Origin of the sequence: Streptomyces sp. NPDC087845 (assembly GCF_044742755.1) — a bacterium.
GTDB lineage: Bacteria > Actinomycetota > Actinomycetes > Streptomycetales > Streptomycetaceae > Streptomyces.
The window spans coordinates 1-13,817 of the sequence record NZ_JBIUVC010000035.1 but is presented as its reverse complement, the minus strand read 5'-3'; the positions used below and the strand labels follow the sequence as shown (position 1 = coordinate 13,817).

Sequence of the window (13,817 nt, the reverse complement as noted above, 5' to 3'; positions counted from 1 at the left end):
GTTCATTTTGAACACGCGCACGGACTCCCCGAATGACCCTGCCGCCAGGCTCGTAAAATCTCCGGTCTTTGTCATTTCGACGGTGCGGTCGGGGTCGACCCTGCTTCGATGCGTACTGAATACACATTCCCAGGTGTACGCCGGCCACGAGATGCATCTGGAAGGCATTCGGGTCGAACTCGACACGAAGCCTGCGACTGCGGCCATGGATGAGATGGGGTTCTCGACTGCCGAGCTCGGCCATATGCTCTGGGATCGCCTTCTCGATCACCAGTTGAAGGCCAGCGGGAAAAGCGTACTGGTGGAAAAAACACCAGGAAATGCCTTCATGTGGAAAAGAATAGCCGAGTGCTGGCCTCACGCCAGGTACATATTCCTGCTCCGCCATCCGATGCACGTACTGGAATCCCTGTCCGAAATCTTCCGCGACCAGTTGGCCGAAATGCCGCTTCCGCAAGGCGCCGAGGAAGTGGAGGCAAAGATTCGGACCACCGCCATCAATCAGATTGCTCCGATGATCGAATCGGTTGCCGAGGCCCGCGCCCACCTGGACGGCATCACCGTGCGGTACGAGGATCTGACGACTTCCCCGGAGGTCGTCACGAAGAACCTGTGCGACTACCTCGGGGTGCCGTGGGAATCGGACATGCTGAACTACGGAAGCCAGGATCACGGATCGTTCCGCATGTTCCTCGGAGATTGGCGCGAGAGGATCTCCTCCGGCGTGATCCAGCCCCACCGCCGGCTGCCGGCCATCGATGAGGTTCCCGAAGCCCTGGCCGGTCACTGCAGGGCATTCGGTTACGTGTAGGGCGGGACCGGCAGCCAGCCGTACAGGCGCGGTCAAGTGTCCTGCGGCGCTGCGCCGATACGGTGCGAACACTTGAGGCCGCCCTCGCCCGGAGGTCGGCGGTTGCGAAGGGGTGCTCATGCCGGTCGAACCGACGGCTGGTTGGCCGGGCCTGCGGGGGCTGCGTGTCCTGGACCTCTCGCGGTTGCTGCCGGGCGGCTTCGCCACCCTCATGATGGCCGACCTCGGTGCCGACGTCATCAAGGTCGAGAGCCCGAACGGGGGCGACTACGGCAGGATCGTGGACCCCGACACCTTCGCCGCGCTGAACCGCAACAAACGCTCGGTCGTGCTGGACCTGCGCGAAAAGGCCGGCCGGGAGACCCTGCTGCGTCTCGTGGAGCGCAGCGACGCCGTCGTGGAGAGCCACCGCCCCGGCGTCCTGGAGAGCATGGAACTCGGCTACCGGCAGTTGCGCGCGGTCAATCGCCGCGTGGTGCTCTGTTCGATCACCGGCTACGGCCAGACCGGCCCCTACGCCACGCGGCCCGGCCACGACCTGAACTTCCTGGCCCTGTCCGGCTTCTTCGCGGTGCCGCACCGCGCGGACGGGATCGTCGACCGGGTCGGCGTACGCGTGGCGGACATGGCGGGCGCCATGTACGCCGCGCTCGCCACCACGGTGGCGGTCTCCTCGGCGCGGACAACGGGCGAGGGCCAGCATGTGGACGTGTCGCTGCACGAAGCGGCCGCGGCCTGGTCCGGTGCGCTCGCGCCGCCGCTCCAGGAAGGCAGGCCCCGCGCCGACAGTCCGCTCGTCACGGGGGACAACGACATATTCGTGCTGGCCGACGGGCGCCGGATCTCGTTCGCGACCTTCGAGGACAAGTTCTGGCTCACCTTCCGGCAGGCCCTCGCCGCGGAGTTCCCGGTGCTCGCCGACGCCTGCTACGACCGCCGGGCGGACCGGACGCGCGCCAAGAGGGAGGTGCGGGAACTGCTCGAGGATGTCTTCGCCCAGCGCGACCTCGCCTGGTGGTCCGCGGCACTGTCCGGACTGGACCTTCCTTGGGCACCCGTCTACGAGACCACCGCCGAGGTTCTCGAGGATGAACACGTCGCCGTCCGCGGGCTGGTGGGCACCCTGCCCGGTTCGGCCACCGAACACCCCCGACAGCAGGTGCGCTTCCCCGTCGTATTCGGCTCCGGTCTCGATTCCTTGCGCGGTGCCGCTCCCGGACACGGTGAGCACACCGCCGAGGTCCTCGCCGAACTGGACCAGTAACAAGCCGCCTGCCGCCCGGGCCGACGACCGCGGGGCGACCGGCCGAGATCTCGCCGCCGCCCGGATCTCGGTCTCCCGCCGCGGCATCCGCTTCGCGGCAGTGCCGCCGAGCCGGGCGATTCGTACGCCGGGCGGTGCACGCCGGACCGAGCGGCATTGCCCGAGGAATGCAGGTGGCCGTTCGGCCCGAAGCACGAACCGTCACCGACCGCTTCCCTCATCTCGTCGTCCCTGTCGCCGCCGACGATTCCCCTGTCGATGATGCCGGCCGCGGCCACCGCTTCGAGGCCGTGGGAGAGAACGGGGTTGTTGGCGACCGGTACGAAAGACTTGGCTGCCGTGTGCGTGGGGAGACGCAGCCGAGTCCCCTCACCACCGCCGAGTACCGGAGCCTTCGTGCCCCCTCCTTCGTTCGAACCCTCGTCCGTGTGCCCGCAGGGCCTCGCACCCTGCCCCGACCCGGGGCGCCGGGTCGGGGCAGGGTGGGCCGGGGCAGGAACCGAGGCCTGTCAGAGGTAGACGTTGTCCGGGTTGAAACCGTCACCCAGCACCGGAATGCACTTGTGCTGCTTGATGTCGAGATTCGAACCGTCGAACGTGTCGCCCGTGGTGCGCTGGGGGTAGACCCAGGTGTCGCCGAGCGTGTAGCGCGCGTTCACGGCCAGACGGAGCCGCGCGTCCGGCAGGGAGGCGCGGGAACGGTGCATGCACCGTTCGGTGAAGATGGTGTACTCCCCCGCCTTCATCGGCATGGTCTGGGTGGCCCCGGGCGCCAGCTCGAAGGGCTCCGTGACCACGGCCAGCAGGTCGGCGCAGCGCTCGGCCAGGAGGTCGAAGAGGTCGTCCAGCGAGTGCTGGTCGGGGTCCACCCCGTCGAACATCCGCCGGGTGTCGATGTCGAGGATCAGGCTGTTGTTCTTCGCCCGGCTCAGCAGTTCCTCCTTGGTCTTGATCCGGTTCCGCGGGTCGACGTAGGCGCCGGACTCGGTGAGTGCGACCATCCCCTTGGGGTACTGCGACTTCTGCGACCCCTTGACGAACTCCATCACTCCGTCGTCTTCGGAGACGTCCGTCAGCGCAAGCCAGAGCGTCCAGTCCCACTGGCTCGACGGGTTCATCGGAAAGAGCGCCGGCCTGTGGCCGCCGACTTCCTCGCCGTCGAAGTACCCGTACTCCTGGTGCCAGTCGATCGCACCGTCTCCGGGGTACTTCTCGAAGAGCTTGGTGCGCCACAGGATCAGCGAGTCCGCACCGGTCGCCTGCTCCAGCGACTTGATGAGTTCGGGCGCGGTGAGGAGTTCGCGCACCTTCTCGTTGATCAGGTGCCAGTCACGTACGGAGTACCTGTTGTACATCGGGTGGACGGGCTGGTGCTCGAGCACGTCCTGGAAGAATTCTTTCACTTCCCCGATGGTGTCGTCCGAGGCGAAGCGCGGGAACGGTCCCGCGAATCCATTCTTCTCCAACGCTTCGCGGGGTGTTGTTTCCTTCATTGTCAGGCCTCTCGAATTCACATCGATCTGGAAATTCACACTACTCGACGAATTTCATGCCACCCATGGAAGATTGACGCCGGCTAGGAAAGGCGTGTAATTTCCCGCGCCGGCGGCACGCCGACCTTCCGCTTTCGCTGCCACATTTCGAGCAGGCTCAGGCCCGGACTCGTCATGACCGTGGTGACGACGGCCACGACGACCAGCTGTGCGAAGACGGTGCTGGTGAGCAGGCCTGCTTCCAGACCGATGTTCAGGGCGATGAGCTGGATCAGGCCGCGCGTGTTCATCAGCACCCCGACCTGGGCGGACTGCGCCCAGTCCCGGTCGTGCCACTGCTGGGCGGCCATGCACGCGCCGAGCTTCCCCACCACGGACGCGGCCAGGAAGAGCAGCACTCCGGTCACCATGGCGGCGGAGCCGAGCAGTTGGATGTCGGTCCGCAGGCCGGTGTACACGAAGTAGAAGGGCAGGAGCACGCCCACGGCGAAGGGGCGGACGGTGGCCGACCACCGGGACAGCGCGTCGCTCTTGGGGAACGCCATGCCCAGGGCGAAGGCACCGATCACCACGTGCAGTCCGAGGAACTCGGTCGTCGCGCACGCCGCGAACAGCAGTGCGCAGACCAGAGGGAGGAAACCCGTGCTCTGCCGGTCGCCTGTCCGGGACATGAACCACCGCAGTCCGGGGCGCACCACGCCGAACAGGACGGCCATGAAGGCCACGAAGCCCACGGCGGTCAGAACGGGGCTGACATCGCCGGCCGCCGTGAAGGTGAGTATCAGGCCGATGCCCAGCCAGGCGATGACGTCGTCGATGGCCCCCGCGCCCAGCGCGACCATCGCCGACCGGGAGCCGAGCAGTCCCCGCTCCTCGATGATGCGGGCCAGCATGGGCAGTGCCGTGATGGACACGACGATGCCGATGTAGACCGCCCCGTAGGTGCCGCCGACCTCGGGGATCAGCTCCGGCCGGCTGCTGAAGAGCCAGGCGGTGACCGCGACCCCGAGCAGGAAGGGCGCGGAGACCCCTGCCACGGAGACGGACAGGCAGCGTCTGAGCAGTCCACTGCCCTTGGTCAGCGAGCTGCTGAACTCCAGCCCCACGAGGAACATGTAGAAGGCGATGCCCAGTTGCCCCAGCGCGTACAGGACCGGTCTCGACTGCTCCGGGAACATCCACTTCTGGGCGTCCGGCAGCAGCAGCCCGAAGAGTGACGGACCGAGCGCGATGCCGGTGAGCATCTCCGCTATGACCGGCGGCTGGTTGATCCGCACCATGACGGCGGTGAGCAGTCGGCAGACCACGATCATCGTCACTGCGCACAGCAGGAACTTCGTCAGCGTGTCGCCCGGCATCCGTCTCCCTCCTTCCCGGCGTCCCGCGACGCCTGCCGGCGCGACATCAGCCGCCCATCGCGGCGATGAGGCTCTTGGGCCGCATGTCGGTCCAGTTCTGTTCGATGTAGTCCAGGCATGCCTGGCGGCTGTCGGCCGGCTTGGCCACGTCCCATCCGTCGGGGACCTCGGCGAAGTGCGGCCACAGGGAGTGCTGGCCCTCGTCGTTGACCAGGACCAGGTAGGTGCCCTCCGGGTCTTCGAACGGGTTGCTCATGATGGTTCTCCTTGTCTGGTGCGGATGATGGATGTGCCGCGCGTCAAACCGGCAGCCCGGTCAGACCGCCGGCCGGGGCGTTGACGAGTACGGCCATGTTTCCGGCCGGGTGGCGGTTCTCGTAGACGAGTTGGTGCGCGTGGGCGATCTCCTGGAACGGGATCGTGCTGCTCAGGCAGGGGCTGATCCGCCCCGAGCCCACGAGTTCGATGATCGCCCTGGTCTCCTGGACGTTCGCCGCGTGCGAGCCCTGGAGCCTCTTCTGGAACATCCACAGGTAGCGGAGGTCCAGGTCGCCGTTGTAGCCGCTGGTCCCCGCGCAGGTCACGACCATCCCGGCGTTGTCGCACAGGTAGACGGAGGTCGGCAGGGTGTCCGCGCCCGGGTGTTCCAGGACGATGCGGGGCGAGCGGCGCTCGCCGAGTGCGGACCAGAAGGCTCGGCCGAAGGCCCGGGCGCCGCTGAGCCAGGTCTCGTACGCCTCGGTGTCGTCGGAGTCCGGCAGGCGGCCCCAGTGGCTGAACTCGCTCCGGTTGATGACGCCTTTGGCGCCCAGTTCGAGGCAGTACTCCGCCTTCGCGTCGTCGGAGACCACGGCTATGGGGATACCGGCGAAGTGCCTGACGATCTGGATCGCCATGGAGCCCAGTCCGCCCGAGCCTCCCCAGATCAGAACCGGGTCGCCCGGTCGTACGACGTTCGGCGCCCAGCCGCACAGCTGGCGGTACGAGGTCGATCCGCCGGCGAGGAAGCTGCCGGCCTCCTCCCAGGTCAGGTGGGCCGGTTTGCGGTGGCACTGGTACTCGTCGGCGACCGTGAACTGGGCGAAGGAGCCGTAGTTCAGCTCGTATCCCCAGGCGCGTTGGGACCGCGAGGCCGTGGGATCGACTCCGAGCCGGATGTCGGACGCCGACTCGTCCCAGCAGACTCCGCCGACGATGACGTGATCACCGACCTTGAACTGGGTGACTCCCTCCCCCACGGCCCAGATCACCCCGGAGCCCTCGGAGCCCGCGATGTGGAAGTCGTCCGGATCTCCCTGCTTGCGGCGGGCCGCGATGACATCGGCCGGAGAGCCGAGTCCGGCCCACACACCGTTGTAGTTCACCCCGGCGGCCATCACCATGATCACGACCTGGCCTCGGCCCGGCGCGGGGACCGGAACGGTCTCCAGGGCCATGGCCCGCGACGGCTGTCCGTATCGCTCGGGCCGGATGACGGCGGCGTACATGTGGCTGGGGACATGCCCCAAGGGGGGTATCTCCCCGGGTTCGTACAGCTCCTTCACCGTGTTCTCCTCGGTGGTCATGCGCCGGTGGGGCGCGGCCGCAGCCCGGCGTTCAGCGGGGCGGCGATCTGCTGGAGGGAGTCGCGCCGCAGCATGTCGCGGTGCTCGCAGGGGACGGAGTGGGCCGTGACGGCCCCGCCGACGTACGGCTTCCAGTCCTCGGCGGTGCCGGGGTGCGCCTCGCCGGCGGCGACGAAGAGGACCATGTCCCCGTCGAAGACGTCCGGCGAGTGCGTGCCCCGGAGCGCCACGTTGTTCCGATAGGTCTCGACGAGAGCCGCCAGGTTGCGCTCCACCAGCCGGGCCAGCGGCAGTTCGCTCCGGCGCAGCATTCCGGCGGCCTGCTCGGCACTGAGCGGTCCACCGGTGAGGGGCCCACCGGCCGTCCGCGCCGGATCCAGCTCGACGGCTTCGAGCAGGGCATGCAGCACGTCGTGCTCCGCGGGCCGCTCCACCGGTCCCGGTTCCCCGGCCGGGTAGGAGTCGAGCACGGCGAGCAGTGCCACTTCCTGGCCGTCGGCCCTGAGCATGCAGGCGACGGCGTGGGCGAGGAGCCCGCCGAAGGACCAGCCGAGCAGGTGGTACGGACCCTGGGGCTGCACCGTCCGGATGTGCTCCAGGTACAGGGCGGCCATCTCGCCGACCGAGGACGGGTGCTCACCCGGCCTGCTGAACGCCGGTGCCTGCAGTCCGTACAGCGGCCGGCCCGCCGGAATGTGGCGCAGCAGCTCCGAGTAGCGCCAGCCGAGGCCGCCTCCGGCATGGAAGCAGAACAGCGGCGGCTCGTCCCCGCCGGTCCGCAGCGGGAGGAGGATGCCGAGCCCGTCGTCGGCGTCCGGGGCGGCGGCCCGGGCCAGGAGCCCCGCGACGGTGGGGGCTTCGAAGAGCATCGGGATGGTGAGCCGGGGGTCCAGCTGGGCCTGCAGGCGGGCCAGCAGGGACGCGGCGAGGAGTGAGTCCCCGCCCAGCTCGAAGAAGTTGTCGTCGATGCTCACCCGGGGTGTCCCGAGGGTCTCGGCGAACAGCCGGCACACCAGTTCCTCACGGTCGGAGCGCGGCGCGCGGCCCTTTCCGCCGGGCTCCGACCCGGACCGCGGGGCGGGCAGGGCCGCCTGATCCACCTTGCCGTTGGCGGTCAGCGGAATCGCGTCCAGCGTCACGAACACCGACGGCACCATGTGCGCCGGCAGTGTCTTCGCCAGCGCCGCCGCCAGCCGCTCGGGGACCGGCTCCGAGTCGCCCGGCCGCGCCGTCACGTAGGCGACCAGCCGCCGGTGGCCCGGCTGGTCCTCGCGGAGGGTGACCAGGGCCGCGGCGACCTCGGGCAGTGCGGCCAGTGCCGCCTCGACCTCGGCGGGCTCGACCCGGAAGCCTCGCAGCTTGAACTGCGAGTCACTGCGGCCGAGGAAGTCGAGCGTGCCGTCGGCCCGCCACCGCACCAGGTCCCCGGTGCGGTACATCCGCACTCCGGCCGGCCCGTACGGGTCGGCCACGAACCGTTCCGCCGCTGCCGCGGCATCGCCGTGATAGCCACGGGCCACACCTGCGCCGGAGACGTAGAGCTCGCCGGCGACCCCGGCCGGAGCCGGTCGCAGCTGTCCGTCGAGGACGTACAGCCGGGAGCCGCCCCACGGCCGCCCGATCGGCACCGATTCGGGAACCGGGTCCCCGGCCCGCATCCGGTGCGTGGCCGTGAACACGGTCGTCTCCGTCGGCCCATAGCCGTTGATCACCAGTGTCCGGGGGCATGCCTCCAGCACCCTGCGGACCGCGCTCGCCGACACCACGTCGCCGCCCGTGCGGACTTCGTGGACGCCCGCGAGGCATGCCGGGTCCTCCTCGGCCAGGAGCCGGAACACTCCGGCGGACAGCCATAGACCGGTGATGCGCTCGCGCACGATCAACTCGCGCAGCACGGCGAGGTCCAGTCGGCCCGGAGGTGCGACCACCACGCACCCTCCGCGCAGGAGCGGTACCCACCATTCGGTCGTCACCGCGTCCCAGACGTGCAGCGAGTGGAACAGGACCCGCTCCGTGCTGTGTTCGTTCCATCCCGCGTCGTCCACGAAGTTCACGACGTTGCGGTGCGTCACCGCCACGGCCTTGGGGGCTCCCGTGGAGCCGGAGGTGAACATCATGCAGGCGAGCTGGTCCGGCGCGACGGCAGCGGCGGGGGCTTGGGCGTACACGGACTCGGCGGCGAGCCCGGTGTCGACGACCACCACCTGGGCTGCGCAGTCCGGCAGGCTCCGGACGCCTTCCGCCCGGTCCCGCCCGGTGAGCAGCACCGTGGCGCCGCTGCGATCCGTCATCGTCGTCCACCGGACCGCGGGGCTCTCCGGGTCCAGCGGCACATAGGCGGCGCCGGCCTTGAGTGTTCCCAGGACGGCGGCCAGGAGGTCGAGGGAGCGGTCGAACAGCACCGCGACCCTGCTCTCGGCTCCGGCCCCGCGAGCGATCAGCTCCTGGGCCACCCGGTTCGCGAGAGCGTCCAGTTCCGCGTAGGTGACGTCCTTCGCTCCGGTGCGCACGGCCACCGCATCCGGCTGCCGCTCCGCCACCTGCGCGAACCGCCCGACGAGCGTCGCGCCGTCCAGTCCCTCGTGCGCCGCGGCGCCGGCCCCCCATTCGGTGAGCAGCTGCCGCCGCTCGGCCGGCTCGACCAGCTCGGCCCCGCCGAGGGGGCTGCGAGGATCGTCGGCCAGTGTCCGCAGCAGCTGCTGGAACCAGCCCAGAAGCCGTTCCGCGAAGGCGGGGTCGATCACGTCAGGACGGTGGTTGAGCCGCAGTCGCAGCCCGTCGCCGGAGAGGGCGGCCACCAGGGTCAGCGGGTAGTGGGCGGCGTCGTTGTCCAGCGAACCCACGGTCCGCGCACGGTCGGCGGTGTCGGCGCGGGTGGCGTCGACCGGATAGTTCTCGAACACGACGAGGGTGTCGAACAGCTCGCCCAGGCCGGCCAGTTTATGGATCTCCGTCAGGCCGACGTGGTGGTGGCCGGTCATCTCGGCCTGCTCGTCCTGCACGCGGGCCAGTGCGTGCGCCCAGGTCTCGCCCGGGTCGAGACGGACCCGTACCGGGATGGTGTTGACGAACAGTCCGATCATCGCTTCGATGCCGGGAATCTCCGGCGGCCGGCCGCTGACGGTCGTTCCGAAGACGACGTCGTCGCGACCTGTGAGCTTGCCGAGGAGCACCGCCCAGGCCAGCTGGACCATGCTGTTCAGCGTCACGCCGTGTTCCGACGTGCGCCTGCGCAGCGCGTCGCACAGCTCACGGGGAAGATCCACCGTGAGCCACTGCGGCATCACCGGCACGTGTCGCAGGTCGGTGGCGCTCAGCCGGGTCGGCTCGTCGAGCCCGGCCAGTTCCTTCCGCCACGCCTGGAGGCTCTCCTCCTGATCCCAGCGGGACAGCCATTCCAGGTAGTAGCGGTACGGCGTCACAGGCATGAGGGACGTCTCGTCGCCGTTTTGTTCGTACAGCTCGCGCAGCTCGGCCATGAGCAGCGGCATCGACCAGCCGTCGAGGAGGATGTGGTGGTGGGTGATCACCACGCGGTGTCGTCCGTCGCCCAGGCGGATCACCATGAACCGCAGCAGCGGGGGCACCGCGAGGTCGAACCCGCGGCTCCGTTCCTCGTCGAGCAACTCCTCCAGCCGAGCGCGCAGTTCGTCACCCTTGAGGCCGGTGAGATCCCGTTCCCGCCAGTCGGGCTCGGCGTGGCGCGGCACGACCTGGACGGCCCGGCCGGAAGGCTGGTGCCGGAAGGCCGCCCGCAGGTTCGGGTGGCGGCGCAGCAGCGTGCGGGCGGCGGCCCGCAGCGCCTCGCTGTCGAAGGGGCCCTCCACGTCCGCGGCCAGCTGCACCGCATAGACGTCGTCGTCACCCCCCGCGAACAGAGAATGGAACAGGAGTCCCTCCTGCAGGGGCGACAGCGGCAGTACGTCCTCCACACCCCACTCGGTGGCCTCCAGCTCGTCGATCTCCGCCTGGCCGAGGTCGACGAGGGCGAGGTCGGACGGGGTGAGGCCGCCGGCGGCGGGGGTGGCGGCGTGGGCCGCCAGGGACCTGAGCGCCGTCAGCCACAGCTCGGCGAGGCCGGCCATCTCCTCCGCGGTGAAGAGCGCTTGCGGCCAGGAGAGCACGGCGCCCAGCCGTGCTCCGTCGGCGGTCGCCCGCGTGGCGGCGTTGATCTCCAGGCTGTGTGCGAAGGGCGCCTTCGCGTCCTTGGCCGGGACCTCCACCGGGATGTCCCTCGCCGCGGTCCAGGTGGATTCCCCGCCCGTCGCGGCGCTGCGGGCGCCCAGGTAGTTGAAGCCGATGGCGGGCCGGGGAAGTGCGGCCAGCAGGGGTGCGGTGCGGGGGTTCAGGTACCTGAGCAGACCGAAGCCGATCCCGTGGTCGGGAATGGCCCGCAGCTGTTCCTTCACCCGCTTGAGCGCCTGTCCGACGGCCGGGCCGCCGGACCACACCTCGGCGGCGTCGACGCCCGGGTCGAGCCGGGCCGGGTACAGGCTGGTGAACCAGCCCACGGTCCGGGAGAGGTCCGCGCCCGGCACGACGTCCTCCCGCCCGTGCCCCTCGACGTCCACGAGCACGGCGGTGTCCCGGCCGCGACCGCGCCGGTCCCGCCACTCGGTGACGGCCAGCGCCAGGGTGGCCAGCAGCGCCTCGTCGATCCCGGCGCGGAAGGCGACCGGCACCGCCGCCAGCAGCTGTGCGGTCTCCTCCTCCGGGAGCTCCAGGGAGAGCGTCAGGGCGGTGTCGTAGGTGTCACGCCCGGGGGCCGGCGCTGCGCCGAACGGCACCTCTCCGGGCGCGAGCTGCGCCGACCACAGTGCGAGTTCGGCCGCACGCGTCTCCCGGCGGGCCTCCTTCGCCAACTCCCGCGACCAGTGCCGGAAGGAGGTGCCTACGGGCGCCAGCAGCGCCGGACCGCCGGCCGACACCGCTTCGAACGCGGTGCGGAGGTCTGACCCCAGGACGCTCCAGGACACCACGTCCACGGCCAGGTGGTGCACGATCCACAGCAGCCGGCCCGGGGCCTGCGCCCCCGCTTCGAACCACACCAGTTGCGTCATGGTCCCCGCCTCGGGGTCCAGACGGCCGACGGCCTCGGCGGCCTCGTCGCGCATGACCTGGGCCAGGCCGCTCGGCGGTACGGACGTGACGTCCACCCGGCGCAGCCACGACCGCACGTCGACGGAGTCGGCGGGTAGGACGTCCAGCCGCCAGTCCTCGTCGGAGCGGCGCAGCCGGGAGCGCAGCACCTCGTGCCGGTCCGCGACCGCCCGCAGTGCGGTCAGCCACAGGTCCTCGTGAGGTGCCGCCGGCACCGTCAGCAGCGTCGACTGGTTGAGTCCGGAGACCGGTCCGCCCGTCTCACGCAGCCATTCCGTGATCGGGGTGGGGGATGCCTCCCCGACACCGTCATCGGCCGGCTCTCCCGCGTCCCGCGCCCGGTCGTGCTCCCGCTCGTCGGCGGCGAACAGTGCCAGCTGCGCGACCGTCTGATGGCGGAACACGTCCCGCGGCGAGATGATCACACCGGCCCGACGCGCCCGGCTCACCAGCTGGATCGCGACGATGCTGTCGCCGCCGAGTGCGAAGAACCCGTCGTCGACACCGACCTGGGCAAGGCCCAGCACCTCGGCGAACAAGGCGCACAGCACCTCTTCGCGCCGCCCGTGGGGGGCGCGGGCGGCCGGGCCGCGCTGCTCCGGAGCGGGCAGCGACTTCCGGTCCAGCTTTCCGTTGCCGGTGACCGGCAGCTCGCCAAGGATCACGACCGCGGCCGGCGTCATGTAGTCGGGCAGTGCCTCCGCAACAGCGGAGCGCAGGCTCTCGCCGTCGAGCGCGGCGCCCGCGTCGGCGGTGGCGTATCCGATGATGCGCCGGTCACCGGGCCGGTCCTCCCGGACCACGGCCACCGCCTGCGCGACACCGGGGCAGGACAGCAGCGCCGACTCGATCTCACCCGGCTCGATCCGATAACCGCGCACCTTCACCTGGTCGTCGGCACGGCCCAGGAACTCCAGATTCCCGTCCGCACGCCACCGCACCACATCACCCGTCCGGTACATCCGGCCACCACGACCACCGAACGGATCCGCCACGAACCGCTCCGCCGTCAGACCCGGCCGAGCCGCATACCCCCGAGCCAGCTGCGTCCCCGCCACATAGAGTTCTCCGGCGATTCCGACGGGAACCGGGCCCAGGCCCTCGTCCAGGACATAGGCACGGGTGTTGCGGACGGGTACGCCCATGGGCACGCGCGTGGCGCCCGGCTCGCTCCGGTACTCCCAGCGCGTGACGTCGACCGCCGTCTCCGTGGGGCCGTAGAGGTTGTGCAGCCGGGCGCCGAGGACGGAACGGAACGCCTCGGCCGTCTCCGGCGGGAGCGCCTCGCCGCTGCTGAAGACGGTGCGCAGGCTGCCGCACAGCGCCGCGGTCTCCTCGGCGAGGAATGCGCTCAGCATCGACGGCACGAAGTGCGCCGTGGTGATCTGCTGCTCCTGGATGAGAGCTGCGAGGTAGGCGGGGTCCCGGTGTCCGTCCGGCTTCGCGACCACGAGGGTCGCACCCGCCTGAAGCGGCCAGAAGAACTCCCATACGGAGACGTCGAAGCCCGCCGGCGTCTTCTGCAGCACCCGGTCCTGCGCCCCCTGCGGGTACGAGTCCTGCATCCAGCTCAATCGGTTCACGATGGCCTCGTGCGACGTCACGACGCCCTTCGGCCGGCCGGTGGAGCCGGAGGTGTAGATGACGTAGGCCGGGTGCTGCGGCCGCAGGGGCGCGGTCCTCTCCTCGTCCGTCAGGTCCGTCTGCGCCTGCCCGGACAGCGCCTCCCGTACGTCCTGGGCGTCGAGGACGAGCCACGGGGTGGCGCCCTCGCCGGACAGTTCGTCGGCGGTGGCCCGCTCGGCGATACCGAGCACGGGCCGCGCTTCGTCGAGCATCGTCAGGGTGCGGCCGGCGGGCTGCTGCGGATCGAGCGGCAGATAGGCCGCGCCGGTCTTCGTCACGGCGTACATCGCGATCACGAGATCCACGGATCGTGGAAGCGCCAGGGCGACCACCTCTTCGGGACCCGCGCCCCTGGCCGCAAGGAGCCGGGCGAGACGGTTCGCGGCGGTGTTGACGTCGGCGTACGACAGGACGGTGTCGCCGAACACGACCGCCGAGTGGTGCGGGGTGAGGGCCACCTGCGCTTCGAAGAGTGCGGGAAGTGTCTCCTCGGACACCTCATCGGCCGTGTCGTTCCAGGTGGTGAGGAGCCGGTGGCGTTCGGCGGGCTCAAGGATCTCCAGCCGGGTCAACGACCGGTCGGGATCAGCCACCACCGCT

7 protein-coding genes and 1 pseudogene are annotated in these 13,817 nt (G+C 70.2%); 2 read left to right on the top strand and 6 right to left on the bottom strand.

The window, feature by feature from the left end; translation table 11 throughout:
• Window positions 1–7 precede the first annotated feature (7 nt).
• Both ACIOMQ_RS40415 and ACIOMQ_RS40410 read left to right on the top strand, forming a co-directional pair.
• Entirely contained in the window at window positions 8–811 is an 804-nt protein-coding gene (locus ACIOMQ_RS40415) for a sulfotransferase family protein (RefSeq protein WP_401759791.1), read from the top strand.
• Window positions 812–929: 118 nt separating this feature from the next.
• Entirely contained in the window at window positions 930–2,075 is a 1,146-nt protein-coding gene (locus ACIOMQ_RS40410; protein WP_401271116.1) for a CaiB/BaiF CoA transferase family protein, read from the top strand.
• Between the two features lie 245 nt (window positions 2,076–2,320).
• On the opposite strand, the pseudogene ACIOMQ_RS40405 reads toward ACIOMQ_RS40410, so the two are convergent.
• The 6 genes and pseudogenes from ACIOMQ_RS40405 to ACIOMQ_RS40380 form a co-directional block, all read right to left on the bottom strand.
• Window positions 2,321–2,434, bottom strand: a pseudogene (locus ACIOMQ_RS40405) (glucose-1-phosphate thymidylyltransferase); the annotation flags it as partial.
• Between the two features lie 150 nt (window positions 2,435–2,584).
• On the bottom strand, window positions 2,585–3,568 hold the full coding sequence (locus ACIOMQ_RS40400; protein WP_402192715.1) for a phytanoyl-CoA dioxygenase family protein: 984 nt from the start codon (window positions 3,566–3,568) through the stop codon (window positions 2,585–2,587).
• An 83-nt stretch (window positions 3,569–3,651) separates the two neighbouring features.
• Entirely contained in the window at window positions 3,652–4,926 is a 1,275-nt protein-coding gene (locus tag ACIOMQ_RS40395) for a cation:proton antiporter (RefSeq protein ID WP_362210952.1), read from the bottom strand.
• Window positions 4,927–4,972: 46 nt separating this feature from the next.
• Window positions 4,973–5,182, bottom strand: a complete 210-nt coding sequence (locus ACIOMQ_RS40390; protein WP_362210950.1) for an MbtH family protein — start codon at window positions 5,180–5,182, stop codon at window positions 4,973–4,975.
• Between the two features lie 43 nt (window positions 5,183–5,225).
• Window positions 5,226–6,491: a crotonyl-CoA carboxylase/reductase gene (gene ccrA / locus ACIOMQ_RS40385; protein ID WP_362210947.1), complete on the bottom strand. Its 1,266-nt coding sequence runs from the start codon at window positions 6,489–6,491 to the stop codon at window positions 5,226–5,228.
• Window positions 6,488–13,810, bottom strand: coding sequence for an amino acid adenylation domain-containing protein (locus ACIOMQ_RS40380; RefSeq protein ID WP_402192712.1), 7,323 nt, complete (start codon window positions 13,808–13,810; stop codon window positions 6,488–6,490). Before ACIOMQ_RS40380 ends, ccrA begins: the two co-directional genes overlap by 4 nt.
• Window positions 13,811–13,817 lie beyond the last annotated feature (7 nt).

Bases quoted from the DNA above. Each gene is read 5' to 3' on its own strand.
- ACIOMQ_RS40400 (WP_402192715.1), bottom strand. From the start codon at position 3,568: ATGAAGGAAACAACACCCCGCGAAGCGTTGGAGAAGAATGGATTCGCG.
- ACIOMQ_RS40390 (WP_362210950.1), bottom strand. From the start codon at position 5,182: ATGAGCAACCCGTTCGAAGACCCGGAGGGCACCTACCTGGTCCTGGTC.
- ACIOMQ_RS40410 (WP_401271116.1), top strand. From the start codon at position 930: ATGCCGGTCGAACCGACGGCTGGTTGGCCGGGCCTGCGGGGGCTGCGT.
- ACIOMQ_RS40395 (WP_362210952.1), bottom strand. From the start codon at position 4,926: ATGCCGGGCGACACGCTGACGAAGTTCCTGCTGTGCGCAGTGACGATG.
- ccrA (WP_362210947.1), bottom strand. From the start codon at position 6,491: ATGACCACCGAGGAGAACACGGTGAAGGAGCTGTACGAACCCGGGGAG.